The sequence below is a fragment of the Kosakonia pseudosacchari genome, assembly GCF_900184035.1.
Classification (GTDB): domain Bacteria; phylum Pseudomonadota; class Gammaproteobacteria; order Enterobacterales; family Enterobacteriaceae; genus Kosakonia; species Kosakonia pseudosacchari.
In genome coordinates this window covers 715112-741487 of record NZ_FXWP01000009.1, presented here as the reverse complement: position 1 = coordinate 741487, position 26376 = coordinate 715112, and the positions used below count along the sequence as shown (strand labels likewise).

Below are 26376 nucleotides of genomic sequence, written 5' to 3'. Positions count from 1 at the left end.
CTTAGATGCCCTTCCCACGGCGCGGATCTCCCCCCTCGCCAATGCGTGAAAGCGTAGAAAAAAGCACTAATACTCAGGAGCACTCTCAATTATGTTTAAGAATGCATTTGCTAACCTGCAGAAGGTCGGTAAATCGCTGATGCTGCCAGTATCCGTACTGCCTATCGCAGGTATCCTGCTGGGCGTCGGTTCTGCAAACTTCAGCTGGCTGCCAGAAGTGGTTTCCCACGTTATGGCCGAAGCGGGCGGTTCCGTTTTTGCTAACATGCCGTTGATCTTCGCTATCGGTGTTGCGCTTGGCTTTACCAATAACGACGGCGTTTCGGCTCTGGCCTCTGTAGTTGCCTACGGCATCATGGTGAAAACCATGGCAGTGGTTGCGCCTCTGGTTCTGCATTTACCTGCTGAAGAAATTGCCGCAAAACACCTGGCTGATACCGGTGTGCTCGGCGGTATCATCTCCGGCGCGATTGCGGCGTATATGTTTAACCGCTTCTATCGCATCAAGCTGCCTGAGTATCTGGGCTTCTTCGCTGGTAAACGTTTCGTGCCGATCATCTCCGGTCTGGCTGCGATTTTCACCGGCGTGATCCTCTCCTTCATTTGGCCGCCGATCGGTACTGCGATTCAGACTTTCTCCCAGTGGGCCGCTTACCAGAACCCGGTTGTGGCGTTCGGTATCTACGGCTTCATTGAACGTTGCCTGGTGCCGTTTGGTCTGCACCACATCTGGAACGTACCTTTCCAGATGCAGATTGGTGAGTTCACCAACGCGGCAGGTCAGGTGTTCCACGGCGATATCCCGCGTTATATGGCGGGCGACCCGACTGCGGGCAAACTGTCTGGCGGCTTCCTGTTCAAAATGTACGGTCTGCCGGCTGCTGCTATCGCTATCTGGCACTCTGCAAAACCGGAAAACCGCGCGAAAGTGGGCGGTATCATGATCTCCGCAGCGTTGACCTCGTTCCTGACCGGTATCACCGAGCCGATCGAGTTCTCCTTCATGTTCGTTGCGCCGATCCTGTACGTAATCCACGCGATTCTGGCTGGTCTGGCATTCCCGATCTGTATCCTGCTGGGTATGCGTGACGGTACGTCGTTCTCTCACGGTCTGATTGACTTCATCGTGCTGAGCGGTAACAGCAGCAAACTGTGGCTGTTCCCGATTGTCGGTGCGGGCTATGCGGTGGTTTACTACACCATCTTCCGCGTGCTGATCAAAGCGCTGGATCTGAAAACTCCGGGTCGTGAAGACACCACTGAAGAGAGCAAAGCGGGTGCTACCAGCGAAATGGCTCCGGCTCTGGTTACGGCGTTCGGCGGTAAAGAGAACATCACCAACCTGGATGCGTGCATCACGCGTCTGCGTGTCAGCGTGGCTGACGTAGCGAAAGTGGATCAGGCTGGCCTGAAGAAACTGGGCGCTGCGGGTGTGGTTGTTGCTGGTTCCGGTGTGCAGGCAATTTTCGGTACTAAATCCGATAACCTGAAAACCGAAATGGATGAGTACATCCGTAACAACTAAGCCATAGTCTGGGGAGACTGAGGGAGCCTGATGGCTCCCTTTTTTATTGCTCAAAATACTGCCCATAAGCGTGGCCAGCTACAGGTTTTGGCTCCGGATTCAATTTCATAAAGCAGGCAGAGGCTTCTGTTGCAGAATGGCGGTATACCCATCCAGGGCGCAATCAATGTTGCCCTTTATAACGGCGTCTGAATAAAGCAGAGGAACAACGTCAGTCGCCGCCAACAGACTGTGCGCCATTAACGGCCTCCGCTCCGGTAAACTCGCTGTCTTGCCACCGAACAGGACTCACAGCCGCGCTGCATAAACGCACGCCAGGTACAGCGAGAAACGTACAAGGATCAGTGCAGCGGCAACGTCTGCCTAAGGGGGCTCGCTGGGGAGGACGGAAGCAGGGCAGTTATCGGTAATGGCGGTTTTCGGAGGCGCCACGCAGATAGTGGAAAACATAATCTGCAAAGCGTAAAAAAGCCCGCCTGGAGAACGGCGGGCCTGGTGAGTCTGGCTCGTTGGTTATCAGAAGCTGTAACTGGCGCTTACGGAGAAGTTGCGTGGTGCGCCGTATACACCATAAGTGCCCAGATAATCGTAATACTCTTTATCGAACACATTGTTCAGATTGGCTTGAACCGCAAAGTTTTTGGTTGCCTGGTAGCGGGTGAAGAGATCCACCACCGTATAACCGCTCTGGGTGATACGCATATCGCCGCTCGGGCCTTTGATATCCTGCCAGGTTTTATTCTGCCAGCGCGCGCCGCCGCCAACGGAAAGTTCCGGCAGCATTGGCAACTGGTAACGCGTGAACAATTTCATCGTCGTGCGCGCCTGTTCCGGGTTAACGGCTACACCGTCACCATCTTCAGCCATAAACCGGCTGGCACCAAAGGTGAGCTGTAAGTTGTCGGTGAGGGCACCATTGAGTTCAAATTCGACACCTTTGCTTACGGTGCCATTGACTGATTTATACGCTGTCTGGCCGCCGGAATTCGGAATGTACTCGCCGGTCGATACGGCAACATGATCCTGCTCGGTACGGAACACCGCCAGGGTTGCTGTCAGACGTGTGTTGTACCAGTCGCCCTTGATCCCGGCTTCGTAACTTTTTCCCGTTGTGGGGTCAAGGAATTCACTGTTGATATCACGCTGGTTTGAAGGCTGGAAAATAGAGGTGTAGCTACCGTAAACAGACCAGGTGTCATCAATGTCATAAATCAGGCCAGCGTATGGCGTGACGTCATCGGACTTGCTGGTACGGATCTCATCCGGCTTACGTTCCAGATTATATTTTGCGCTCCATTCGGTATAACGCGCGCCGAGGATCAAGTGCAGCGGATCGGCCAAAGAGATTCGGGTTGCCGCATACAATGATTTCTGGCGGATCACATCGCGCTGGTAGAGCGCCCACTCAGACCAGCTCGGGTCGGCCAGCGTGTTACCGTTATAGTTATGAATGTTGCCGACATCCATCAGGCCGGAATTATCATTAACCGGATAGGCGTTGTCATAATTGTTGCGCTGGCGGCTGTAGCTACCACCGAACATCACTTCGTGCTGGCGACCAAGCAAATCGTAACCACCGCGAACAAAGGCATCGATGGCGTCTTGTTTGCGCTCGCCACGGTTCCAGCCGCCCCATGCGCCTTGCCACTGTGAGGCATCATACAGACCGGTGGTTTTGTCCGGGTAACCGTCGATATACATCAACTTGCTGTCGAAGTTGGTTTCCGCATGCATGGCGTTAACTTTCGCTTCCCAGCCGTTATCATAACGCTGGGTCAGATTGGCGAAAATTTTTGAAGAATCGACATTTGAGTAAGCCCAGTCAGCAGCCGTGTTGAAACCGCGACGGAAATGCGTACGGCTGCCGTCGCTGTATAGCGAGGGGAAACCGCCCCAGGTCGGGCTGTCCTCTTCGCTTTCCTGATAGTCATAGCCGAGAGAAAGGGTGGTGGAATCTGTGATATCCGCATCCACCACGCCGGTGATGAATTTTTTACGGTAGTGGTTACGTTCAACCCAGGAGTCTTTATCCTGATAACCGGTGATAACCCGGCCGCGCACGTTGCCGGATTCGGTCAGCGGTGCTTGCAGATCCAGCACATAGCGTTGATTGTCCCAGCTACCGTATGTTGCGGTGGCAGTTCCTTTAAACTCTTTGCTGTCGGCATGTTTACGCACCATGTTGACATAAGCAGAGGGATTACCTGTTCCGCTCATCAGACCGGCCGCGCCGCGCACCACTTCAATCTTGTCATAAATTGCCGTGTCGCCAGCGGTATCACCAAAATTCCAGCGGTTATCAAGGAATGTCGGCATATCTTCATAAGCAAAGTTACTGACAAAAAAGCCGCGGGCGAAGAAGTTGGTGCGATGACTGTCAATGCGCGATGCGCTGACGCCAATTGTATTGTCCAGCACTTGTTCGATCGTATTTAGCTGCTGATCCTGCATACGTTGCTGGCTGACCACACTCACTGATTGCGGGATGTCACGCGGAACCAGTAACAGCTTGGTGCCAGTGGTGGTGGTTTTCACGCTGTAGTCTTGTGCCTGGCTGTCAGAGGTGCTTAATGCCGCGCCATCAACCACAACGGTATCTTCAGAACCTGCAGCGGTATCTGCCGCAAACGCAGCAGAGGGGACTAAAGCTATTGAAACGCAGGCGGCAAGCAGAGACGGTGTGGCAGCTAACGGACGCGCTTCGCCCCTGGCGTGATGAGTGAAAGACATGAATAAACCCTTAATGGTGCGTTAGAGGGAGAGCCTTGCAGCGATACGGTGTCGCGTCAGGCGGGTTTTGTAATTCGTCTGATAATAATTGCGCATGAAAATGCAAATGCGAAATATACGCATTCACCACATGAATGTAAACAGATGTAATATTCACTACTGAAATACCGTTTCACCGCAGCGCGGCTTAAACGCGGGAGATTTGCACCCTAAAAGCACGGGAAAGGTGAAAGAAAAACAGCGTTTTGGTTGAAACAACAAGAGAATCTCGATCATACTCTAGGGCACGTAATTGACGACGGCTGCGGGCTGGCTCCGCGTACATAAAAGGAAAACGTCATGGCCGAAGAAACCATTTTCAGTAAAATTATTCGCCGCGAAATTCCCTCGGATATTGTTTATCAGGACGAACTGGTCACCGCTTTTCGCGATATCTCTCCGCAGGCTCCAACTCATGTCCTGATTGTGCCAAACATCCTGATTCCAACCGTGAACGACGTGACCGAAGCGCATGAGCAGGCGCTGGGGCGCATGTTGACCGTTGCGGCGAAAATCGCCCGCGATGAGGGGATTGCTGAAGACGGTTACCGTTTGATCATGAACTGTAATCGTCATGGCGGGCAGGAGGTTTATCATATCCATATGCACCTGCTCGGCGGGCGCGCACTGGGGCCGATGCTGGCTCATAAAGGTCTTTGATATGACGAACGGGCGTGTCGGATTATGGCTGGCAGCGCTGGTGCTGGTGGGGTGCAGTTCACGTCCAACGATCCCGGTCGCCGACGACCAGACGTTAGTGATGGAATCGAGCATTCTGGCCTCAGGGATTATCGCGCAGCCGCCGACGTTAAGTACGCAGGAACTCCAGCCTTCCGCGTCTTCACGGTTGTTTAATGAAAGACAGCAGCCCGTTACCGTGCATTATCGTTTTTTCTGGTATGACGCCAGAGGTCTGGAAATGCACCCGCTGGAAGCGCCGCGAACCGTCACGATCCCGGGTAATTCGGGCGTGACGCTGTATGGCAGCGCCAACTATTTGGGTGCGCACAGCGTCAGACTTTATCTTTACCTGTAAGGGGTGACTCTTGATTAAAACTATTGGACGCTACGCGCTATTGACAACCCTGGCCGTGCTGCTTGCGGGCTGTATTAGCGATCAGCAACCCGCACCGGTTGATCAGGCGGGTGGTGCAGGAACGCCGCAACAACCCACGCCGGTACAGCCGCAACAACCGGTGCCGGAGGTGCCTTCAGTCCCGACGCTGCCGCAGCAGCAACCCGGGCCGATTGAGCACCAGGACCAGACGGGGCAACCCGCGCCGCGCGAGCGTCATTTTGACTGGAACAGCGCGGTTCAGCCGATGGTCGGCAAAATGTTACAGGCAAGCGGTGCGAACGCCGGTAGCGTGCTGTTAGTGGATAGCGTCAATAACCGAACCAACGGTTCTATCAACACGGGTGAAGCCACGGGTGTGGTGCGCAACGCGTTAGCGAATAACGGCAAATTTACGCTTGTTACCGAACAGCAACTGGCGGTCGCGAAGCAGCAACTGGGGCTTTCGCCACAAGACAGCCTCGGTACGCGCAGTAAAGCCATCGGTATCGCCCGTAACGTCGGGGCCCAGTATGTGCTTTACTCCAGTGCGACCGGGAACGTCAACGCACCGGCGCTGCAAATGCAATTGATGCTGGTACAGACCGGCGAAATTATCTGGTCGGGTAAAGGTGCGGTTCAGCAACAATAAACAGACGCGTGACGAGGTGTTGTCACGCTACTTTCCGACCTATACTCCCGTCGCTGGCCAGCATACCGGGCTCAGCGGCGGGAGTTGTCTTATCAGCGATGGGCGACATACGCTGGTGCTGCGAAAAAGGCACCATGCGACCTCATCGCCTTTTCTGCGCCAGTATCGCTTACTTCGCCGTTTGCCTGCTTCTATTACACCACGTCCGCGCTTATTCACCGGCGAGTGGATGGCGGTCGATTACCTGCCCGGCGAGGTCTGCACCGGGCTGCCGCAGGCCGGTGTGCTGGTGCCGTTACTGTATGATTTACACCGACAACCGCTGTTTGGCTGGCGGATAACATTATTGCCGCTGCTTGAAGGTTACTGGCAGCAGAGTGCGCGCTCGCGGCGGACGCCATTCTGGCTGCGGCAGTTAAAGCAGTTGCGCCAGCGAAAAGAGCCTGTGCCGCTACGGCTGGCACCGTTACATATGGATGTCCATGCCGGAAACCTGGTACAGAGCGCTGCGGGTTTGCGGTTGATCGACTGGGAATATGCGGGCGATGGCGATATCGCGCTGGAGTTGTCTGCCGTATGGACGAAAAACGAAGCAGAGCGGCAGGAACTGGTGAATCACTATGCGCAACAGTCTGCGATTAATCCCGCTCTGCTGTGGCGCCAGGTCCGGCGCTGGAGACCGTGGGTTTTGATGCTAATGGCTGGCTGGTATGAGTGCCGCTGGCAGCAGACGGGCGATCAACAATTTATTACGCTGGCGAATGAAACATGGCGTCAGCTGGCAACAAAAGGATAAGAGAGGTAAATGTGGGCCCAGTGATGTTGGATGTGGAAGGGTATGAACTGGATGCGGAAGAGCGCGAGATTCTGGCGCACCCGCTGGTTGGCGGCCTGATCCTCTTTACCCGTAATTATCACGATCCCGAGCAATTACGGGAGCTGGTGCGCCAGATCCGCAGCGCTTCGCATCATCGTCTGGTGGTGGCGGTCGATCAGGAAGGCGGGCGCGTACAGCGCTTTCGCGACGGTTTTACTCGCTTACCTGCCGCACAATCTTTTGCGGCTTTGCATGGGCTGGAAGAGGGCGGGCGACTGGCGCAGGAGGCGGGTTGGCTAATGGCCAGTGAAATGATCGCCATGGATATCGACATTAGTTTTGCCCCGGTGCTGGATGTCGGGCATATCAGCGCGGCGATTGGCGAGCGTTCCTATCACGAAGATCCGGTGAAAGCGCTGGCTGTGGCGACGCGATTTATCGACGGGATGCACAGCGCAGGGATGAAAACCACCGGCAAACACTTCCCCGGTCACGGAGCGGTTACGGCCGATTCCCATAAAGAAACGCCACGCGACCCGCGACCACAAGGCGAGATCCGCGCGCATGACATGACGATATTCCGCAGCCTCATTGAGCAAAACAAACTCGATGCGATTATGCCCGCGCACGTCATCTATGCCGATGCAGATCCGCGTCCGGCCAGCGGCTCGCCATACTGGCTGAAAACCGTATTACGCGGCGAGCTGGGTTTTGACGGCGTGATTTTTTCGGATGATTTGTCAATGGAAGGTGCGGCGATCATGGGAAGTTACGCTGAGCGTGGGCAAGCGTCGCTGGATGCCGGTTGCGATATGATCCTGGTCTGTAATAATCGTAAAGGCGCGGTGAGCGTGTTGGATAACCTGTCGCCGATCAATGCACAACGTGTTACGCATTTGTATCATAAAGGTTCATATTCTCGTCAGGAGTTGATGAGCTCAGCGCGCTGGAAGGCTGCTCATAACGAACTGGAGCAGCTGCATGCGCGCTGGCAGGAGCACAAAGAGGCCCGTTAATTCCTGCGGACGCGATGTCGAAGTGGTGAGGATACCATGATTATCTATTTACACGGTTTTGACTCAAACAGCCCCGGCAACCATGAAAAAGTGTTGCAGCTGCAATTTATTGATCCGGATGTGCGCCTGATTAGCTACAGTACGCGCCACCCGAAGCATGATATGCAGCACCTGCTGAAAGAAGTGGATAAAATGTTGCAGCTCAATATCGACGAGCGTCCGCTGATTTGCGGTGTTGGCCTTGGCGGGTACTGGGCTGAACGCATCGGTTTCTTGTGCGATATCCGTCAGGTGATCCTCAACCCTAACCTGTTTCCTTACGAGAATATGGAAGGGAAAATTGACCGCCCGGAAGAGTATCAGGACATTGCCACCAAATGCGTGGCCAACTTTCGTGAGAAAAATCGCGATCGCTGCCTGGTGATCCTCTCGCGCCAGGATGAGGCACTGGACAGCCAGCGCTCAGCTGAGGAGTTGCACCCCTACTACGAAATTGTCTGGGACGAAGCACAGTCGCATAAATTCAAGAACATCTCACCGCATCTCCAGCGTATTAAAGCCTTTAAAACCCTCGGTTAATCCCCCTTCCGGCAGGTCATCTCACCTGCCGGCGTTATTTTTATCTCTGCGTTTCGCCGGGCACTATTTTGTCTGTCGACTACACTTGCTCATCTTTTACGCATTAAAACTTGATGCATATCAATTTTGGTATGACCATTGAACCGTTCGTGTTATTCTTGACGTCAATATCTGGTTGTAAGTGCGTAACCTGTTGTTAATTAAAGGCTATTTTCATAACTTTTAATTAACAATTGGTTAATATTTTAGGGGGTCACGTTGACTACACCATTGAAGAAAATTGTGATTGTAGGCGGTGGTGCTGGTGGTCTGGAACTGGCGACGCAGTTAGGTAAAAAGCTTGGCCGCGGAAAAAAAGCGAAAATCACGCTTGTCGATCGTAATCACAGCCATTTGTGGAAGCCGTTGCTGCACGAAGTGGCGACAGGGTCTCTGGATGAGGGTGTCGATGCGCTGAGCTACCTGGCGCACGCGCGTAATCACCATTTCCAGTTCCAGCTCGGTTCTGTCGTCGATATTAATCGCGAAGGCAAAACCATCACGCTCGCTGAACTGCGTGATGAGAAGGGCGATTTGCTGGTACCGGAGCGTAAACTGGCCTATGACACGCTGGTAATGGCGCTCGGCAGTACCTCGAACGACTTCAACACACCTGGCGTGAAAGAGCACTGTATCTTCCTCGACAACCCACACCAGGCGCGCCGTTTCCACCAGGAGATGCTCAATCTGTTCCTGAAATATTCGGCGAACCTTGGCGCTAATGGCAAAGTGAATATTGCGATTGTTGGCGGTGGGGCAACCGGTGTTGAACTCTCGGCGGAGCTGCACAACGCGGTGAAACAGCTGCACAGTTATGGTTATAAAGGCCTGACAAACGAAGCGCTGAACGTGACGCTGGTGGAAGCAGGCGATCGTATTCTGCCTGCGCTGCCGCCACGGATTTCCGGTGCTGCGCATAACGAGTTGACCAAAATGGGGGTCCGCGTGTTGACCCAAACGATGGTGACCAGTGCCGATGAAGGCGGTCTGCATACGAAAGAGGGCGAATATATCAACGCCGATCTGATGGTGTGGGCGGCGGGTATCAAAGCGCCGGACTTTATGAAAGAGATTGGCGGCCTGGAAACCAACCGTATTAACCAACTGGTGGTCGAACCCACATTGCAAACCACCCGCGATGCGGATATTTACGCGATTGGCGATTGCGCGTCGTGTGCGCGACCGGAAGGTGGTTTTGTACCGCCGCGTGCCCAGGCCGCTCACCAGATGGCAAGCCTTGCGTTGCATAATATTCTGGCGCAGATCAAAGGTAAGCCGCTGAAATCGTATATCTATAAAGATCATGGCTCGCTCGTTTCCCTGTCCAATTTCTCGACTGTTGGTAGCCTGATGGGTAACCTGATGCGCGGTTCAATGATGGTTGAAGGGCGTATTGCACGCTTTGTATATATCTCTCTGTACCGTATGCACCAGGTCGCGCTGCATGGTTATTTCAAAACTGGCCTGATGATGCTGGTTGGTAGTATTAACCGGGTGATCCGTCCGCGTCTCAAATTGCACTAACACTGCTCTGCTCCCTGCGGCTTTACCTGCCCAGGGAGCAGCATATCGCTCTGCAGGTGGCGTTAAACCGCTCGGATAACTCTGAATATCGTCATTTTCCTGCCCACTATCCCTCTTTTTACGTTCTTTCTGATTGGCTTCCTTGCTTGCGAAGTTGCAAAATTGTTACCAATAGCAAACAGGGAGAGAATCCTGATGAACAAATCAATGTTAGCGGGTATCGGTATTGGCGTGGCCGCTGCACTGGGCGTTGCCGCAGTTGCCAGCCTGAACGTGTTTGAGCGCGGTCCTCAGTACGCGCAAGTGGTTTCTGCGACGCCAATCAAGGAAACGGTGAAAACGCCACGTCAGGAGTGCCGAAATGTAACAGTAACGCATCGTCGTCCCGTGCAAGATGAAAACCGTATTACCGGTTCTGTTCTTGGCGCGGTAGCGGGGGGCGTGCTGGGGCATCAGTTTGGTGGTGGTCGCGGTAAAGATGTTGCCACAGTCGTTGGTGCGCTAGGCGGCGGTTACGCCGGTAATCAGATTCAGGGCGGGATGCAAGAAAGGGATACCTACACCACGACCCAGCAACGTTGTAGCACCGTGTATGACAAGTCAGAAAAAATGCTCGGCTATGACGTAACGTATAAAATTGGTGACCAGCAGGGAAAAATCCGCATGGATAAAGATCCCGGTACGCAAATTCCGCTGGATGGCAACGGTCAACTTGTTTTGAATAACAAAGCGTAAAACAGAAGTACTCTGCATGTTGGCTCCTCATCGCTCAGGCTGAGGAGCCTTTTTTCATTAAAAAAGCCTCACATTTCTGCAAGGCTTTTAATCAGTTAAATAAAGTCGTGTTGGCGAACCAGCAGCAGGCCTGTTATCACAATTGAGATAAATGCAAACAGTACTGAACCACCTAACAAAACCCACAGACCAAATAATAATGTTATTACTATTAACACTTTAATGAATGGTAATAGCAAAATCATCTCCATTTTCCTTCTGCATGTGTTAAGTACAGGTAAATACCCTTTATCCTCGGAAGTCGTTCAATACAGCATTTAGGGTGAGAGCAAAGGAAAGTATGTACATAGCTGCATCATCATGATGCACATTATTTTGTATCATCCGGACTAATCATTAGCCGCGCAATAATCACAATTAAGAATAGCAAAGCGGGGGAAAACGCTGATAGATTTTACCTATTATTGAAATGTGATATCTGTATCACAGAGACAAAATGAGACAGTTTCCCGTCTCATTTTTTTTCAGGCTTTGATCAAATCCGGCCACAGCCGCAGAGTGGTGTGAATGATTTGCAAAAGTTTTTCGCAACTCGCGCCTTCACGCGCGCTGATGGACATGCCCTGCAGGATACATCCTAAAAACTGCGCTAGTGCGAGTGTGTCAACCGCTTGCGGAATTTCACCGCGTAGCTGGCGAGCGGTGAGGAACTGACGCAGCGTCTCTTCCTGCTGTGCATGTCGCGATTTTATGGTGTTCGCAATTGCCTGTGACGATGCCGCCAGTGTCGCCGAGGTGTTGATCATAAAGCACCCGGCGGGCGTATCCGTGCTAGTGAAACACTTCGCCACGGCGGTGAAGTAATCGCGCAGCGCACTTTCCACTGATTTTTCTTCGCACAACAACTGCGCTTCATGCTGACGCGCGAAACGGGTGATGTAACGATCGAGGACAGCGCGAAACAGCCCCTCTTTGTTGGTGAACTCGGCATACAGCGTCGGCGCTTTCGCCCCGGTCGCTTCGACGAGATCGGATAATGATGTGGCTTCGTAACCATGTTGCCAAAATAGCGTCATGGCTTTGTCGAGCGCCGCTTCCCTGTCGAACACTTTCGGTCGGCCACGGCTTTTTTTGATGCAACTGCTGACTTCACTGGTCATATCGCCGCCTAACCTTTGTTAGTTTGTTGAATGACCATTATAAAAATAATCCCGCCAGATAACCAGCAGCAAATCAGCACATATTGATAAATCATATCCTTATGAATTATCAATAAATTTAATTTTATTTAATGATCGTTATAAAAACATGTTGACGCGTGATTGAGATCGCATCTACGATTTGTGTATCGATCGTTAACTTAATGTTTAACGACATTCTTCATCTGCATCCAGGAAAGACATCATGAAAAATATCACCGCGCTGTTTACTGCTGCTGTACTGAGTTCTTTCTCTTTCGCCAGCTTCGCTGCTGTTGAAGTGCAATCTGCTCCGGCAGGCCAGCAGGAGGTGGCGACCGTTGGTGTGCGTGCGAACTCCAACCTCGCATCGGTTGAAGATCAACTGGCACAGAAAGCCGATCAGATGGGGGCAAAATCATTTCGCATCACCTCTGTGACCGGTTCCGACAATCTGCACGGCACGGCTGTTCTCTACAAATAAGTGCAACACATAACGCTTCAGTTATAAAAAAGGCCCCGCGTATTATCGCAGGGCCTTTTTTTATGCCGCCAGGGGAGTTACATCACCTGCGGTGCGTTTTCAATGTGGCGGGTGACATCAACCGGCATCCCGGAACGCACCTCCATCACATGGCTCATCACTGTTGCATCGCTGCGCGCATCGTCTTTGAAAGCTTGCATAGCAGCGTTCAGCACGATGGGTAAGGTTTTGGGATCATCGTTAATTGATTTCGATAACGGCTGATGCACTTCAACCAGTCGTCTGCCATCAGGCTCAACTGACGCTTTAATAGGCGTATTGATGATATTCACTGGTGTACCCGGAGAAACCTGAGCAAAGAGATTAGAGATATCCTTGTCCCGCAGGCGAATGCAGCCGGAGCTAACGCGCATGCCGATACCGAAATCTGCGTTAGTACCGTGCAGCAAATAGACGCCACCAAACGCGGCAAGGCGAATGGCATGGTGTCCCATCGGGTTATCCGGCCCGGCAGGCATTACCGCCGGCAGATCGATGCCCTGTGCTTTATAGCGCGCGCGAATATTCGCGGTCGGTGTCCAGGTCGGGTTCGCGCGTTTATCAGAAACTGTGGTGACCATGGTTGGCGTCAGAGTGTCGCCACCCAGTTGACCAATGCCAATCGGATAAACCGTGACTTCATTTTTACCCGGCGGATAGTAATAGAGGCGCAGTTCGGCGAGGTTTATCACAATGCCTTTGCGCGGCACATCGGGGAGCAGCGTTTGCAGTGGAATGGTCAGGACGCTGCCCGCCCGCGGGACATACGGGTCAACACCGGGATTGGCCTGTAAAAGCGCAAGAAAGCCCACATTGTATTTTTTGGCAATCGCCTCCAGTGAACCGCCGTCGTTCTGCACGACATGAAAACGGTTTTCGCCAACGAGGTGACTGCCGGGAGGGGGTAAAGGCCAGGTGTTAGCTCGTGCGGGTAGGGCGACTGCGACAGTGGCAGCCGCGGCCAGCAGCGCGAGCCAGTGAACGAAACGCGACATTTTTATCATTACCATAATCCATGTAAATCATAAGGTTATTGCTATAAATCTGTGTGATGGAATTATGGTAGGTCAGCGTGTAGGGAAATCCTGGAGTATTGCAAAATATTTGTAAATATTGAGGAAAGTAAGGAAACCGGGTCGTATGACCCGGCCTGGAACGTTTTTGTCAGGCTACCGCGTTTTCGGCGAGCTGCTGCATAAAGTTACGTACCCAATCCATACGTACTTTGCGCTCGCTGAGATCCTGTATAAACTTCAGCCGCGTTGGGCCATCGAGGCGGAAATGCTGCGGTTGTTTCTGCAGTAAGCCAATCAGCCACGCCGGGTTAACATGATTTTTCGCGTTGAACTCAATCATGCCGCCTTTCTCGTTACCTTCCAGCTTGCGGATCCCCAGTTTTTGCGCCTGCTGGCGCAAGCGGGCAATATCCAGCAGGTTACGCGCCGGATCCGGTAACAGGCCGAAACGGTCAATCAGCTCGACTTTAATCTCCTCCAGCGCGTTCTCATCTTTGGCGCTGGCGATGCGTTTATAGAATGACAAGCGCGTGTTGACGTCAGGAATAAAGTCATCCGGCAACAGCGAAGGCATACGTAATTCAACTTCAGTTTGCTGGCTGGTGAGATCTTCCAGCGACGGCTCGCGGCCCGCTTTCAGCGCATCGACCGCGTTTTCCAGCAGCTCCATATAGAGCGAGAAGCCGATGGTTTCCATCTGCCCACTCTGGTCTTCGCCCAGCAGTTCTCCCGCACCGCGAATCTCCAGGTCATGCGTTGCCAGCGCAAAGCCCGCGCCTAAATCTTCCAGCGAAGCGATGGCCTCCAGACGTTTTTGCGCATCGGTGGTCATGGCTTTAGGATGTGGCGTCAGCAGCCAGGCGTAGGCCTGGTGGTGCGAACGCCCGACACGCCCGCGCAGCTGGTGTAGCTGGGCAAGACCGAAGTGATCGGCGCGTTCAATAATGATGGTGTTGGCGGTCGGAATATCGATCCCGGTTTCAATAATGGTGGTGCATACCAGCACGTTGAAACGTTGATGGTGGAAATCATTCATCACCCGCTCCAGCTCGCGTTCACGCATCTGACCGTGACCGATGGCGATGCGCGCTTCCGGCACCAGTTCCGCCAGGCGGTCGGCGGCTTTCTGGATATTTTCCACATCATTGTAGAGATAATAGACCTGCCCACCGCGCAGGATCTCACGCAGCATCGCCTCGCGCACCACCAGATTGTCGTACTCGCGCACAAAGGTTTTCACTGCCAGGCGGCGCGCGGGTGGGGTGGCGATAATCGACAGATCGCGCATCCCGCTCATCGCCATATTCAGCGTACGGGGGATCGGCGTCGCGGTCAGCGTCAGGATATCCACATCGGCGCGCATCGCTTTAATACGCTCTTTGTGGCGCACACCGAAACGGTGCTCTTCATCGACAATTAACAGGCCGAGATCCTTCATTTTGACATCGCTTTGCAGCAGCTTGTGCGTGCCAATCAGAATATCGATTTTCCCTTCGGCGGCCTGCTCCAGGATCTGCGCCTGCTCTTTGGCGCTGCGAAAACGTGAAAGCATTTCAATGCGCACCGGCCAGTTGGCGAAACGATCGCGGAAGTTATCGAAGTGCTGCTGGGCGAGAAGGGTGGTTGGCACCAGCACCGCCACCTGCTTATTGTTCTCAACCGCAAGAAACGCGGCGCGCATCGCCACTTCGGTTTTACCGAAGCCGACATCGCCGCACACCAGCCGGTCCATTGCCAGCGGCTGGCACATATCGCTGAGTACCGCGTTAATGGCTTGCGCCTGATCCGGCGTGGTTTCAAACGGGAAACTGTCGCAGAAAAGTTGATACTGCTCTTTGTCATGTTTAAAGGCGAAGCCCGCTTTGGCGGCGCGCTGCGCGTAAATATCCAGCAGCTCTGCGGCGACATCGCGCACTTTTTCCGCCGCTTTTTGCCGCGCGCGTGACCAGGCATCGCTCCCCAGTTTATGCAGCGGCGCGTTCTCTTCAGCACCACCTGCGTAGCGGCTGATTAAATGCAGCGACGAGACGGGCACGTACAATTTGGCATCACCCGCGTAGGTCAGCACCAGGTATTCGCCTTTGATGCCGCCCGCTTCCAGCGTGGTCATGCCGGCATACCGGCCCACGCCGTGCTCCAGGTGCACCACTGGCTGACCGTCATGCAGTTCGGCGAGGTTGCGGATCAAGGTATCCGGGTTGATAGTGCGTCGTGTATCCTGGCGGCGACGCGCGACGCGCTCACCGAGCAGATCGCTTTCACAAATCAACGCCCGGCTGCGTAACGTATCGATAAAGCCGTGTTCGGCGGCGCCAATCATCAGGTATGCGCCAGGCGTTTCGGCTTCGTCGAGACGCATAATGCGCTTAGGCGCAACTTTGATGCGCGCCAGTAGCTCGATTAACGCCTCGCGACGACCTTCACTCTCAACCGAGAACACCACCGGCCCGGCGAAGGATTCGAGGAACTTGCGCAGATTATCAAGCGGCGATTTCTGCTGCGCCTGTACCGCCAGATCCGGCAATGACCGGTAACCCAGGTTAACATGCGCGGCTTTGTCGGCCAGCTGTTCGGTTTTTAACTGGATGCGCGGCCATTTCTTCAGCTCGCTGTAAAGCTCATCAACGCGAAGCCACAGCGTCTCCGGCGGCAGCAAAGGGCGCATGGGATCAACACCGCGGTTCTCAAAACGCGCCAGCGTCTCCTGCTGGAAGCGCTCGGCGCTGTTTTCCAGATTACCGGTGTTGACCAGCAACGTATTTGCCGGGAAATAGCTGAACAGCGGCGGTAGCGGTTCGCTGAAAAACAGCGGCTGCCAGTACTCAATCCCGGTAGGCAGCGTACCCTTGCTGACTTGCTGGTAGATATGCTCTGCGTCGCGTTTGACCTCAAATTTATCGCGCCACTGGCTGCGGAACAGCTCAATGGCGTTTTTATCGGTCGGAAATTCGTGCGCGGGCAGTAAGTTAATTGCCTCGACTTCTTCCAGCGTACGCTGGGTATCGGCGTCAAACAGACGCAAACTGTCAATTTCGTCGTCGAAAAAGTCGAGGCGGAAAGGCTGCTCACTGCCCATCGGGAAAAGATCGAGCAGCGCGCCGCGTGTGGCGTATTCCCCATGCTCCATAACTTGATCAACATGGCGATAACCCGCGTTGTCCAGTTGGCTGCGCAGCTCGTCGCGCGACAAGCGTTGGCCTTTTTTCATCACCAGCGCATGGCCATGCAGGTAGCTATGCGGGCAAACGCGCTGCATCAGCGTATTTACCGGAACAATCAACACACCGCGCTGCATGGAGGGGAGTTGATATAACGTCGACAGGCGGGAAGAGATAATTTCCTGGTGCGGCGAGAAGCTGTCATACGGCAGCGTTTCCCAGTCGGCGAGGTTCATCACCAGGTTATCGGTAAATTGCCCAATCTCATCCTGCAAGCGCAGCGCGTTTTGCATATCCGGCGCAATCAGCACGACGGGACCCGGATGGCGTTCAATGATTTCCGCAACTTCGGTGGCGCAGGCGGCACCTGTGAGTTCGCCAAACTGGCGCTGGTCGCCTGCTTTGACAGGCAGGGAATAACGGTATTGTTCAGGCATGGGGATATCAAGATCTCATTATGGATATACCCCCCGTTATGGGGGCATATCCCTGATACGCAATACCATTATTATCTGTGATTAGGCGGCGTTAGCCAATACGACGCGCAGGATTAACGCGCTTGCACCGCCGTGAGATGTTTCGTTGGCGGCGTGAAAAAGAGATCGGCGAACAGCGCCGACGACAATTTTCGCACCATCAGCCCAACCAGCGTACAAATCAGTAACGTGGCAAACGGATAGACCAACAGTAGCGCCAGCTCGACCGTTTGCGGCCACGCGCCCGCGTTCATCGGCTTGAGCAGCGCCAGGCTGATGGCTTCAATCAGAATGCGGTGGGTAGTATAAATCGCCAGCGTATTAGAGCCGACCACGTTCAGCAGGCTCTTTTCGTTGGGTGGAAAACGCTGCTCCAGCGCCTGGAACAAACGCATAATGCCCACGATAGAAAGCAGGCACAGCGGCAGGGGCATATTGAACATCCACAGCCCGAAAGCCACTACCGCCGCCAGCGCAAACAGTAACCCGTAACGGCGGAGCGACACGGTTTTGACCCACTCCATCACGCTTGCCCCATACCAGGCGCCGAGCGAATAAAAAATCATATTGCGCACCACGCTGTTCATCCCCCACCACGGCAGTGGCAGGTAATTAATCGCCAGGCTTGCCACAATCATCAGCGCTAATAGTGGCACTTTCCAGCGACTGAACAGCTTACAAAGCGTGAAATAGACCACCAGCGCATAGAGATACCACAAGCTGGTGCTGGCGGTGAGCATACCCTGCGCGAATTCGCGCCAGTTCTCCGCATAAGCCGCATTAGCGGCATTACTCAGATCGCGCTGCGGCGCGAGCCAGTCATTAATCTGGCTTAAGCCTGCCCATTGCAGTAGGCCCCACAGAGCCAGCACATAGACAATGCTCCAGATACGCTTATCGAGCGTTTCTTTCCACGGCACATCGTCTATATAACGGCGAATGAGATAACCGGAGATGAAAAAGAACACCGGCATACGAAACGGCGCGAGATAGAGGTTGAAATAAATCCAGCACTTAGAGAGCGTTTGCGACCACGGATGCTGGAAAGTCGAAAGGTGCGGGTAAAACGTGATGACTGAGTGATAAACCACGACCAGACAAATACATAACCCTTTGATTTGATTAATCCATAATGCTTTCTGTTTCATTAACGTTGTTGCCTGTTTTGCCATAATTCTGGCCGTTGATCCTGGTCAGGCAGGAGAGGGATGTATTGGGGAAGTGTCTGTATTTGTTCATTTTCGGATTAAGGCGAGAGGAACTGCGCGGTTAACAGCCGTACAAACAAACGGTAATGCAAACGGGCTGACGGTTATTTATTGGTTTGATTTCACGGAATTTTTCCTTATCTGTCTGACGAATACTTACCGTTTCACTCATTTACGCTCTGTGCTTTCGCTTATATACTCCTCTCTCTGCTATCAGCAACCAGACGGATTTCATGTACCAGCCTGTCACTCTTTTCATAGGCCTGCGCTATATGCGCGGGCGCGCAGCGGACCGCTTCGGCCGCTTTGTCTCCTGGCTGTCAACCATTGGCATCACCCTCGGTGTTATGGCGCTGGTAACGGTGTTATCGGTGATGAATGGCTTTGAGCGCGAGCTGCAAAACAACATCCTGGGGCTGATGCCGCAGGCCACTCTCACCACGCAAAACGGCTCACTGAATCCCGCGCAGCTCCCGGCAAGCGAGGTCAAATTGCAGGGAGTGACGCGTATCGCGCCGCTCACCACCGGTGATGTGGTGCTGCAGAGCGCGCGCAGCGTTGCGGTGGGTGTCATGATGGGCATCGATCCGGCACAAAACGATCCGCTGACGCCATATCTGGTGAATGTCAAACAAAGCGACCTGCAAGCGGGCAAATACAATATTATCCTCGGTGAGCAACTGGCCGGTCAGTTGGGCGTAAACCGTGGCGATCAAATTCGCGTGATGGTGCCGTCCGCCAGCCAGTTTACGCCGATGGGCCGTTTGCCGAGCCAGCGTCTGTTCACCGTGATTGGTACATTTGCGGCGAACAGCGAAGTCGACGAATACCAGATGCTGGTCAATATTGATGACGCTTCACGCCTGATGCGCTACCCGGCGGGGAATATCACCGGCTGGCGTTTATGGTTGAACGAGCCGCTGAAAGTCGATGTGCTCAGCCAGCAGAAATTGCCGGAAGGCACCAAATGGCAGGACTGGCGCGATCGTAAAGGCGAGCTGTTCCAGGCGGTGCGGATGGAAAAAAATATGATGGGGCTGCTGCTGAGCCTGATCATCGCCGTGGCGGCCTTCAATATTATTACCTCGCTGGGTTTGATGGTGATGGAAAAGCAGGGCGAGGTTGCGATTTTACAAACCCAGGGCTTAACACCACGGCAAATCATGCTGGTGTTTATGGTGCAAGGGGCGAGCGCCGGGATTATTGGCGCGCTGCTGGGTGCCGGGCTGGGGGCGCTGCTTGCCAGCCAGTTGAATAATTTAATGCCGATTATCGGCGCGTTTCTTGATGGCGCAGCCCTGCCGGTGGCGATTGAGCCGCTACAGGTGATTGGTATTGCGCTGGTGGCAATGGCCATCGCGCTGCTCTCTACGCTTTATCCTTCCTGGCGCGCTGCCGCCACTCAACCCGCCGAGGCTTTACGTTATGAATAAGATCCTGTTGCAATGCGACAACCTGTGCAAACGCTATCAGGAAGGCAGTGTGCAAACCGACGTTCTGCACGATGTCAGCTTTAGCATGGCGGAAGGGGAGTTAATGGCGATTGTCGGCAGCTCCGGCTCCGGTAAAAGTACGCTGTTACACCTGTTGGGCGGGCTGGATACGCCCACTTCAGGCGATGTGATTTTCCGTGACCAGCCGATGAGCAAACTCTCCTCGACCGCCAAAGCGGAGTTGCGTAACCGGGAGTTAGGTTTTATCTACCAGTTCCACCATTTGTTGCCGGACTTCACCGCGCTGGAAAACGTGGCAATGCCGCTGTTGATTGGCAAAAAGAAACCGGCGGAAATTAATGAACGTGCCCGGGAAATGCTGCGCGCGGTTGGGCTTGAACATCGTGCCAGCCATCGTCCCTCCGAGCTTTCCGGCGGTGAACGCCAGCGTGTGGCGATTGCCCGCGCGCTGGTCAACAATCCGCGCCTGGTGCTGGCAGATGAACCGACCGGGAACCTCGATGCGCGTAACGCCGACAGCATTTTCGAACTGCTGGGCGAGTTGAACAAAATGCAAGGTACGGCTTTCCTCGTGGTGACGCATGATTTACAACTGGCGAAAAGGATGAATCGCCAACTGGAAATGCGCGATGGCCGCCTGAATACTGAAGTCACCCTGATGGGGGCCGAGTAATGGCTTCCCCTCTCTCTTTACTGATTGCGCTGCGTTTTAGCCGTGGTCGCCGTCGTGGCGGGATGGTGTCACTGATTTCGGTGATCTCCACCGTTGGTATCGCGCTGGGCGTGGCGGTGCTGATTGTCGGTTTAAGCGCGATGAACGGTTTCGAACGTGAGCTGAACAACCGCATTCTGGCGGTGGTGCCGCACGGTGAAATTGAGCCGGTGAATCAGCCGTGGACTAACTGGGACACGGCGCTGGAAAAAGTGAAAAAAGTGCCGGGCATTGCCGCCGCTGCGCCCTATATTAATTTTACCGGGCTGGTGGAAAGCGGTGCGAACCTGCGCGCGATTCAGGTGAAAGGCGTTGACCCGGCGCAGGAAATGCAGCTCAGTGCCTTGCCGAAATTTGTACAGGGCGATGCCTGGCAAAATTTCCGTGCCGGTGAGCAGCAGATCATTCTGGGTAAAGGCGTGGCCGATGCGCTGAAAGTGAAGCAGGGCGACTGGGTTTCCATCATGATCCCTAACTCTGACGACGCGCATAAACTGCTGCAACCCAAACGCGTGCGCCTGCACGTAACGGGCATTCTGCAACTGAGCGGACAGCTTGATCACAGCTATGCGATGATCCCCATGCAGGACGCGCAGCAGTATCTGGATATGGGCGGCAGTGTTACCGGCATCGACATCAAAGTGAATGATGTGTTTAACGCCAACAAACTGGTGCGCGACGCGGGTGAAGTGACCAACAGCTACGTCTATATCAAAAGCTGGATTGGCAAGTACGGCTACATGTATCGCGACATTCAGATGATCCGCGCCATAATGTATCTGGCGATGGTGTTAGTGATTGGCGTGGCTTGTTTTAACATTGTCTCGACGCTGGTCATGGCGGTAAAAGACAAGAGCGGCGATATTGCCGTGCTGCGTACGCTCGGGGCGAAAGATGGGCTTATCCGCGCCATTTTCGTCTGGTACGGCCTGCTGGCGGGCCTGCTTGGTAGCATCAGCGGTGTGGTGATCGGCGTGGTCGTGTCGCTGCAATTAACGCCAATTATTAACGTGATTGAGACGCTTCTCGGCCATCAGTTCCTGTCGGGAGATATCTACTTTATCGATTTCCTGCCATCGGAGCTGCACCCGCTGGATGTCGTCTATGTGCTGGTGACGGCGCTGGCGCTAAGCCTGCTGGCAAGCTGGTATCCGGCGCGCAGAGCGAGCAATATTGATCCCGCCAGAGTGCTGAGCGGGCAGTAATTCCGCGTGGAACGGACCACAACGAAGGAGTGGCAATGAATTACGGATTTGATATCGGCGGCAGTAAAATCGCGTTGGGCGTCTTTGACGCCAACCGACGTTTACAGTGGGAAAAGCGCGTCGCCACCCCGCATGACAGTTATGAGGCGTTTCTGCGCGCCATTGCCGATCTGGTTGCCGAAGCGGATGCGCACTTCGGTGTCAAAGGCAGCGTCGGCGTCGGTATTCCCGGCATGCCGGAAACCGCCGACGGCACGCTCTATGCCGCTAATCTTCCCGCCGCCAGCGGTCAACCGCTGCGCGCTGACCTCACTGCGTTGCTTGAGCGCAATGTGCGTATCGACAACGACGCCAACTGCTTTACGCTTTCAGAAGCCTGGGATGACGAATTCCGTCAGTATCCGCTGGTGATGGGGTTAATCCTCGGCACCGGCGTTGGTGGTGGGCTGGTGGTGAACGGGAAATCTGTTACCGGTCGTCGCTTTATCACTGGCGAATTTGGGCATATCCGCTTGCCGGTGGATGCGCTGGGACTGATGGGTTTTGATTTTCCGCTGACCCGCTGCGGCTGCGGAAAAATCGGCTGTATTGAAAATTATCTCTCAGGTCGCGGTTTTGCGTGGCTGTACCGACACTTCTATCATCAATCCTTGTCAGCGCCGGAAATCATTACGCGCTGGGAACAGGGAGAGGCGAAGGCACTGGCGCATGTGGAACGCTACGTGGATTTGCTGGCGGTGTGTCTGGGCAATATCCTGACCATCGTTGACCCGGATCTGCTGGTGATTGGCGGTGGTTTATCGAATTTCAGCGCGCTGACCCGGCTGCTGCCGGCGCGTATTGCGCCGCATCTGTTACCGGCAGGCGATGTACCGCGTATCGAACGCGCGCGCCACGGCGATGCGGGCGGGATGCGCGGCGCGGCCTTTCTTCACCTCACTGACTAATCTGAGAGGATGCTATGCAATCGCGACGTTCACATCGTCTCAGCCGTTTTCGCCGTAACAAGCGCCGTTTGCGCGAGCGCTTACGTCAGCGGATTTTTTTCAGAGACACAATGGTGACAGGCGTAATGGAAAAACCAAGAGTCGTCGTTCTGACGGGAGCGGGTATTTCCGCTGAATCCGGTATTCGAACCTTCCGCGCGGCAGACGGGCTGTGGGAAGAGCATCATGTTGAAGACGTGGCGACGCCGGAAGGTTTCGCCCGCAATCCGCAACTGGTGCAAACCTTCTATAACGATCGGCGCAGGCAACTGCAACTGCCGGAGATTGTGCCGAATGCCGCGCATCTGGCGCTGGCGAAGCTGGAGCAGGCGCTGGGCGATCGCTTTTTACTGATCACGCAAAACATCGACAACCTGCACGAACGCGCGGGCAATAAAAACATTATCCATATGCATGGCGAGCTGTTAAAAGTGCGCTGTTCGCAAAGTGGGCAGGTGCTGGCGTGGACGGGCGATGTGACGCATGACGACAAATGCCACTGCTGCCAGTTTCCGGCGCCGCTGCGCCCGCATGTAGTATGGTTTGGCGAAATGCCGCTGGGGATGGACGAGATTTACAGCGCGCTGGCAATGGCGGATGTGTTTATCGCCATTGGCACCTCCGGGCATGTCTATCCGGCCGCCGGGTTTGTGCATGAAGCGAAACTGCAGGGCGCGCATACCGTAGAGCTGAACCTCGAACCGAGCCAGGTCGGCAGCGAGTTTGAAGAGAAACATTACGGGCTGGCAAGCCAGGTCGTGCCGGAATATGTCGAAAAGCTGCTAAAAGGGCTTTAACCGTCACCGCCATCCTTTTAGCTACGAGGATGGCGGTTTACCGCGCTTTTTGCTGACCGCTTATTGACCCGGTCGTTACACGCCAGCTTGTGGCTCCCGTGAACATCTCCGGTAAGTTCCCCGTAAGACAACCCCCCTGATGATAGCGTTTCCACCGCTAACAGGAGTATCATTATGGGTGTTGTGCCTCGTTGTATTGTCGCAGCAAGTCTCTTCTCTGTTGTCTTTGTCGCTCAGGCCGAAGAACAGCCGGTTTGGGGAGTTGGCGTCGGCGTCATTAGCACGCAAAAGCCTTACCAGGATAGTAACCGGCAGTACACCCCAATCCCGGTTCTGCATTATGAAAACCGTTATTTCCACTTCTCAGGCACGACGGCTGAAGTTAAATTGCCCGCGCTGCATCTGAGTGAAACCCAACAGCTCAATTTCGGTCTAATAGCCCGTTACGACGGCGCAGGCTATTCGTCCGATGATGCCGATATCCTGAAAGGGATGGCGAAACGCAAAGGCGGATTCTGGGGCGGAGCGGGCATTGAGTGGCAAAACCCGGTGGTGGATCTGTTTGCCGACTGGACGCACGATCTTTCCGGCAACAGCAGCGGGCAACGTTTACGTCTGGGCGCAGAAAAAAGCTGGCATCTGAGTGAGCAATTGACATTGACACCGCGCCTGGTCGCCAGCCGTTATAACAGCAACTATGTCGATTACTACTACGGCGTGCGCCGCAGCGAAGCACGTCCGTGGCGGCCAGCATACCGCGCGGATGCCTCTCTTAGCACCGAAATGGGCGTACGCAGCCTGTACGCGTTCAATTCGCATCACGCGTTGATGGTTGATGTGGAAATGACGCTGCTGGCGTCAGAAATTAAGGACAGCCCGCTGGTGGACAGGACTAACGAGAACCGCATCTTTATGAGTTATATGTACTATTTCTGATGAGCCGAATATTACTGATTGAAGATCACGACCATCTGGCGCGCCTGATTGCCAAAGGGCTGGCGGCGGCGGGGATTGCGGCAGATATCGTCGGGCGCGGCGATGCAGCGTGGACGGCGATAGCACAGGTCTCCTACCAGGCGCTGGTGCTCGATCGCGGCCTGCCCGATGGCGATGGTCTCCAGCTGTTGCATCGTTTGCGTCAGGCGCAGGTCGCGATCCCCTGTTTGATCCTCACTGCCCGCGATGCGCTGCACGATCGCGTCGAAGGGCTGGAGGCGGGCGCGGATGACTATCTCGCCAAGCCGTTTGCCATGGAGGAACTGGTGGCGCGCGTACGCGCTTTATTGCGCCGTCCGGCGCAAAGCCAGCCCCTGCAACCGGCGTGGGGAGATGTCACTCTCTCGCCGGAAGCCAGCATTATGCAGTGTGGCGAACAGCACATTGCGCTGGCGCCTGCGGAGCTGCAAATCATGTTAGCGCTGGTGGGCAAGCAGGGCGGTGTAGTGCGCCGCAGCCGGATGGAAGCCGCCGGATGGGGCTTAAGCGATGCGGTGACGCCAAACGCGCTCGACGTCGCGCTGCACCGGTTAAGGCGCAAGTTAGCGGCGATTGGTTCGCGCCTGCAGATTGTTAACCTCAGGGGACTGGGCTATGCCATCCGGGAAAAAACGTTGGTTGAATAGCCTTGCGCTGAAGATACTGCTGGCGTTTATCGCCGGGGCGCTGCTGAGTATTGCATTACTGGTGCTGTCGGGTCGGGTGGTGAAAGAGCGCTTGCCGGGGATGGATCTTTCTGATTACACCCACAGGCTGGCGAAGGAGTTGCAGTTTGACTCACGCGGCCTGCCGACCGGGTTCAACAATGGCGATCAGTATCCACTGTGGATTTACCAGAGCATTACCGATGATGTGGCTTATCGCGTGCTGGATGCTGAAGGACGAGTCGTATTGATGTCGCCCGGCGCGCAGCACTGGCCGACGCTGACACCGCAAATAGCGCGAGATTTTAAATTTACGCTTAACGGCATGATTTACGATGGCGCGAGCGAACCGTATGTTCTTGCAGGCAAAACCTGGTGGATCCAGATGGCCGCCAGCTCGCGCATTATCGACTTTCTGCATCGCGGTTTTGCCTTACCGTTTATCCGCTTCGGTATTGAGTTGTTCAGCCTGGTGCTGCTGGTGGTGTTCGGGCTTTGTGCGTGGGTGACGCTGAAATATTCCCTGAAGCCGCTGCGCAATGTGTCGACGGAGGCGGCGCTTATCTCGCCGCGTTCGCTGGATGCGCGTCTGCAAACGCGCGGTGTGCCGACAGAGATTTTGCCGCTGATTGACAGCTTCAACCAGGTGCTGGCGCGACTGGAGAAGGGGTATCGCAATCAGCAGGATTTTCTGGCGAAAGCGGCGCATGAGTTAAAAACGCCGCTGACGCTGATACGCGCGGAAGTTGAACTGATGGATCAACAGCGTGACGCACGCGAGCCGCTGTTGTTGCAGGTTGAACATCTGGCGCGTCAGGTTCAGCAATTATTACTGCTGGCAGAGGCCAGCGAACCGCTTAGCTACCAGTTTGCTCAGGTTGATGTCCATGCGATCGTCCGCGATAGCGTGCAGTTTCTTCAGCGTATCGCTTCAGATGCGCAGGTTTCGTTGACCTTATCAACGGCTGACGATGCGCTGCGCTGGCGCGGCGATCGTGGGGCGTTATTTACCCTGCTTAAAAACCTGATCGAGAACGCTATCCAGCATGCGCCGCCCGGTACGGCAGTGCATATCGCCGTCAGCGAAAAGGGGTTTACGGTACGCGATGTGGGGCCGGGCGTGGCGGAAGACGACTTGCCATTGCTGTTTTCGCGCTTCTGGCGCGGCGCGCATCGACGCGATAGCGGGGCGGGACTGGGGCTGGCGATTTGCCATGAAATTGCGCTGGCACACGGCTGGACGTTGCAGGCGGTAAATGCCTGCCCGGGGTTGCTTCTGACAGTGTCGACCGGGTGAGCCACCCGGTCGACGA

The 26376-nt window shown here is 54.6% G+C and carries 23 protein-coding genes; 18 read left to right on the top strand and 5 right to left on the bottom strand.

What is annotated here, in order from left to right; genetic code table 11:
* Window positions 1–91 precede the first annotated feature (91 nt).
* On the top strand, window positions 92–1525 hold the full coding sequence (ptsG, locus tag BN2591_RS05590; RefSeq protein ID WP_086869712.1) for a PTS glucose transporter subunit IIBC: 1434 nt from the start codon (window positions 92–94) through the stop codon (window positions 1523–1525).
* A gap of 516 nt (window positions 1526–2041) precedes the next feature.
* Here the strand turns inward: ptsG and fhuE are convergent.
* Entirely contained in the window at window positions 2042–4255 is a 2214-nt protein-coding gene (fhuE, locus tag BN2591_RS05585) for a ferric-rhodotorulic acid/ferric-coprogen receptor FhuE (protein WP_086869711.1), read from the bottom strand.
* A 339-nt stretch (window positions 4256–4594) separates the two neighbouring features.
* Between fhuE and hinT the strand changes: the two genes are divergently transcribed.
* From hinT to BN2591_RS05545, 8 genes are all read left to right on the top strand, one after another.
* The gene (gene hinT, locus BN2591_RS05580) at window positions 4595–4954 is read left to right on the top strand and encodes a purine nucleoside phosphoramidase (protein ID WP_065368734.1); all 360 of its coding nucleotides are present in this window, start codon (window positions 4595–4597) and stop codon (window positions 4952–4954) included.
* Window position 4955: 1 nt separating this feature from the next.
* Complete coding sequence (locus BN2591_RS05575; protein ID WP_086869709.1) at window positions 4956–5330, top strand: YcfL family putative periplasmic lipoprotein; 375 nt, start codon at window positions 4956–4958, stop codon at window positions 5328–5330.
* 10 nt (window positions 5331–5340) lie between these two features.
* Window positions 5341–6000: a penicillin-binding protein activator LpoB gene (gene lpoB / locus BN2591_RS05570; RefSeq protein WP_086869708.1), complete on the top strand. Its 660-nt coding sequence runs from the start codon at window positions 5341–5343 to the stop codon at window positions 5998–6000.
* Window positions 5981–6796: a thiamine kinase gene (gene thiK, locus BN2591_RS05565; RefSeq protein ID WP_086869706.1), complete on the top strand. Its 816-nt coding sequence runs from the start codon at window positions 5981–5983 to the stop codon at window positions 6794–6796. The genes lpoB and thiK overlap by 20 nt, the downstream gene beginning before the upstream one ends.
* Window positions 6797–6807: 11 nt before the next feature.
* On the top strand, window positions 6808–7833 hold the full coding sequence (gene nagZ / locus BN2591_RS05560) for a beta-N-acetylhexosaminidase (protein WP_086869705.1): 1026 nt from the start codon (window positions 6808–6810) through the stop codon (window positions 7831–7833).
* A gap of 36 nt (window positions 7834–7869) precedes the next feature.
* Window positions 7870–8412, top strand: coding sequence for an alpha/beta hydrolase YcfP (ycfP, locus tag BN2591_RS05555; RefSeq protein WP_086869703.1), 543 nt, complete (start codon window positions 7870–7872; stop codon window positions 8410–8412).
* Window positions 8413–8670: 258 nt separating this feature from the next.
* The gene (locus BN2591_RS05550; RefSeq protein ID WP_086869701.1) at window positions 8671–9975 is read left to right on the top strand and encodes an NAD(P)/FAD-dependent oxidoreductase; all 1305 of its coding nucleotides are present in this window, start codon (window positions 8671–8673) and stop codon (window positions 9973–9975) included.
* Window positions 9976–10170: 195 nt separating this feature from the next.
* On the top strand, window positions 10171–10710 hold the full coding sequence (locus tag BN2591_RS05545) for a glycine zipper 2TM domain-containing protein (protein ID WP_020457466.1): 540 nt from the start codon (window positions 10171–10173) through the stop codon (window positions 10708–10710).
* A gap of 524 nt (window positions 10711–11234) precedes the next feature.
* On the opposite strand, the gene BN2591_RS05540 is transcribed toward BN2591_RS05545, so the two are convergent.
* Entirely contained in the window at window positions 11235–11870 is a 636-nt protein-coding gene (locus tag BN2591_RS05540) for a TetR/AcrR family transcriptional regulator (RefSeq protein WP_086869699.1), read from the bottom strand.
* A 244-nt stretch (window positions 11871–12114) separates the two neighbouring features.
* Between BN2591_RS05540 and bhsA the strand changes: the two genes are divergently transcribed.
* Window positions 12115–12372: a multiple stress resistance protein BhsA gene (gene bhsA / locus BN2591_RS05535; RefSeq protein WP_086869697.1), complete on the top strand. Its 258-nt coding sequence runs from the start codon at window positions 12115–12117 to the stop codon at window positions 12370–12372.
* Window positions 12373–12449: 77 nt separating this feature from the next.
* Here the strand turns inward: bhsA and ldtC are convergent, their stop codons facing one another.
* The 3 genes from ldtC to BN2591_RS05520 all read right to left on the bottom strand — a co-directional run bounded on the left by ldtC (window position 12450) and on the right by BN2591_RS05520 (window position 18209).
* On the bottom strand, window positions 12450–13415 hold the full coding sequence (gene ldtC, locus BN2591_RS05530; protein WP_086869695.1) for a L,D-transpeptidase LdtC: 966 nt from the start codon (window positions 13413–13415) through the stop codon (window positions 12450–12452).
* Window positions 13416–13575: 160 nt separating this feature from the next.
* Window positions 13576–17022 (bottom strand): transcription-repair coupling factor, encoded by a 3447-nt coding sequence (gene mfd, locus BN2591_RS05525; RefSeq protein WP_086869694.1) that lies wholly within the window; start codon window positions 17020–17022, stop codon window positions 13576–13578.
* A gap of 113 nt (window positions 17023–17135) precedes the next feature.
* Complete coding sequence (locus BN2591_RS05520) at window positions 17136–18209, bottom strand: acyltransferase family protein (RefSeq protein ID WP_086869966.1); 1074 nt, start codon at window positions 18207–18209, stop codon at window positions 17136–17138.
* A 293-nt stretch (window positions 18210–18502) separates the two neighbouring features.
* Between BN2591_RS05520 and lolC the strand changes: the two genes are divergently transcribed.
* The 8 genes from lolC to BN2591_RS05480 all read left to right on the top strand — a co-directional run bounded on the left by lolC (window position 18503) and on the right by BN2591_RS05480 (window position 26360).
* On the top strand, window positions 18503–19702 hold the full coding sequence (lolC, locus tag BN2591_RS05515) for a lipoprotein-releasing ABC transporter permease subunit LolC (RefSeq protein ID WP_086869692.1): 1200 nt from the start codon (window positions 18503–18505) through the stop codon (window positions 19700–19702).
* Window positions 19695–20396, top strand: a complete 702-nt coding sequence (gene lolD, locus BN2591_RS05510) for a lipoprotein-releasing ABC transporter ATP-binding protein LolD (RefSeq protein WP_086869691.1) — start codon at window positions 19695–19697, stop codon at window positions 20394–20396. Before lolC ends, lolD begins: the two co-directional genes overlap by 8 nt.
* Entirely contained in the window at window positions 20396–21640 is a 1245-nt protein-coding gene (lolE, locus tag BN2591_RS05505; protein WP_086869689.1) for a lipoprotein-releasing ABC transporter permease subunit LolE, read from the top strand. The genes lolD and lolE overlap by 1 nt, the downstream gene beginning before the upstream one ends.
* Before the next feature lie 35 nt (window positions 21641–21675).
* Window positions 21676–22587: an N-acetylglucosamine kinase gene (gene nagK, locus BN2591_RS05500; protein WP_086869686.1), complete on the top strand. Its 912-nt coding sequence runs from the start codon at window positions 21676–21678 to the stop codon at window positions 22585–22587.
* Between the two features lie 14 nt (window positions 22588–22601).
* Window positions 22602–23423, top strand: coding sequence for a Sir2 family NAD+-dependent deacetylase (gene cobB / locus BN2591_RS05495; protein ID WP_086869684.1), 822 nt, complete (start codon window positions 22602–22604; stop codon window positions 23421–23423).
* Window positions 23424–23597: 174 nt separating this feature from the next.
* The gene (locus BN2591_RS05490; RefSeq protein WP_086869682.1) at window positions 23598–24359 is read left to right on the top strand and encodes a MipA/OmpV family protein; all 762 of its coding nucleotides are present in this window, start codon (window positions 23598–23600) and stop codon (window positions 24357–24359) included.
* The gene (locus tag BN2591_RS05485; protein WP_086869680.1) at window positions 24359–25045 is read left to right on the top strand and encodes a response regulator transcription factor; all 687 of its coding nucleotides are present in this window, start codon (window positions 24359–24361) and stop codon (window positions 25043–25045) included. Before BN2591_RS05490 ends, BN2591_RS05485 begins: the two co-directional genes overlap by 1 nt.
* Window positions 25014–26360: an ATP-binding protein gene (locus BN2591_RS05480; RefSeq protein WP_086869677.1), complete on the top strand. Its 1347-nt coding sequence runs from the start codon at window positions 25014–25016 to the stop codon at window positions 26358–26360. Before BN2591_RS05485 ends, BN2591_RS05480 begins: the two co-directional genes overlap by 32 nt.
* Window positions 26361–26376: the final 16 nt, after the last annotated feature.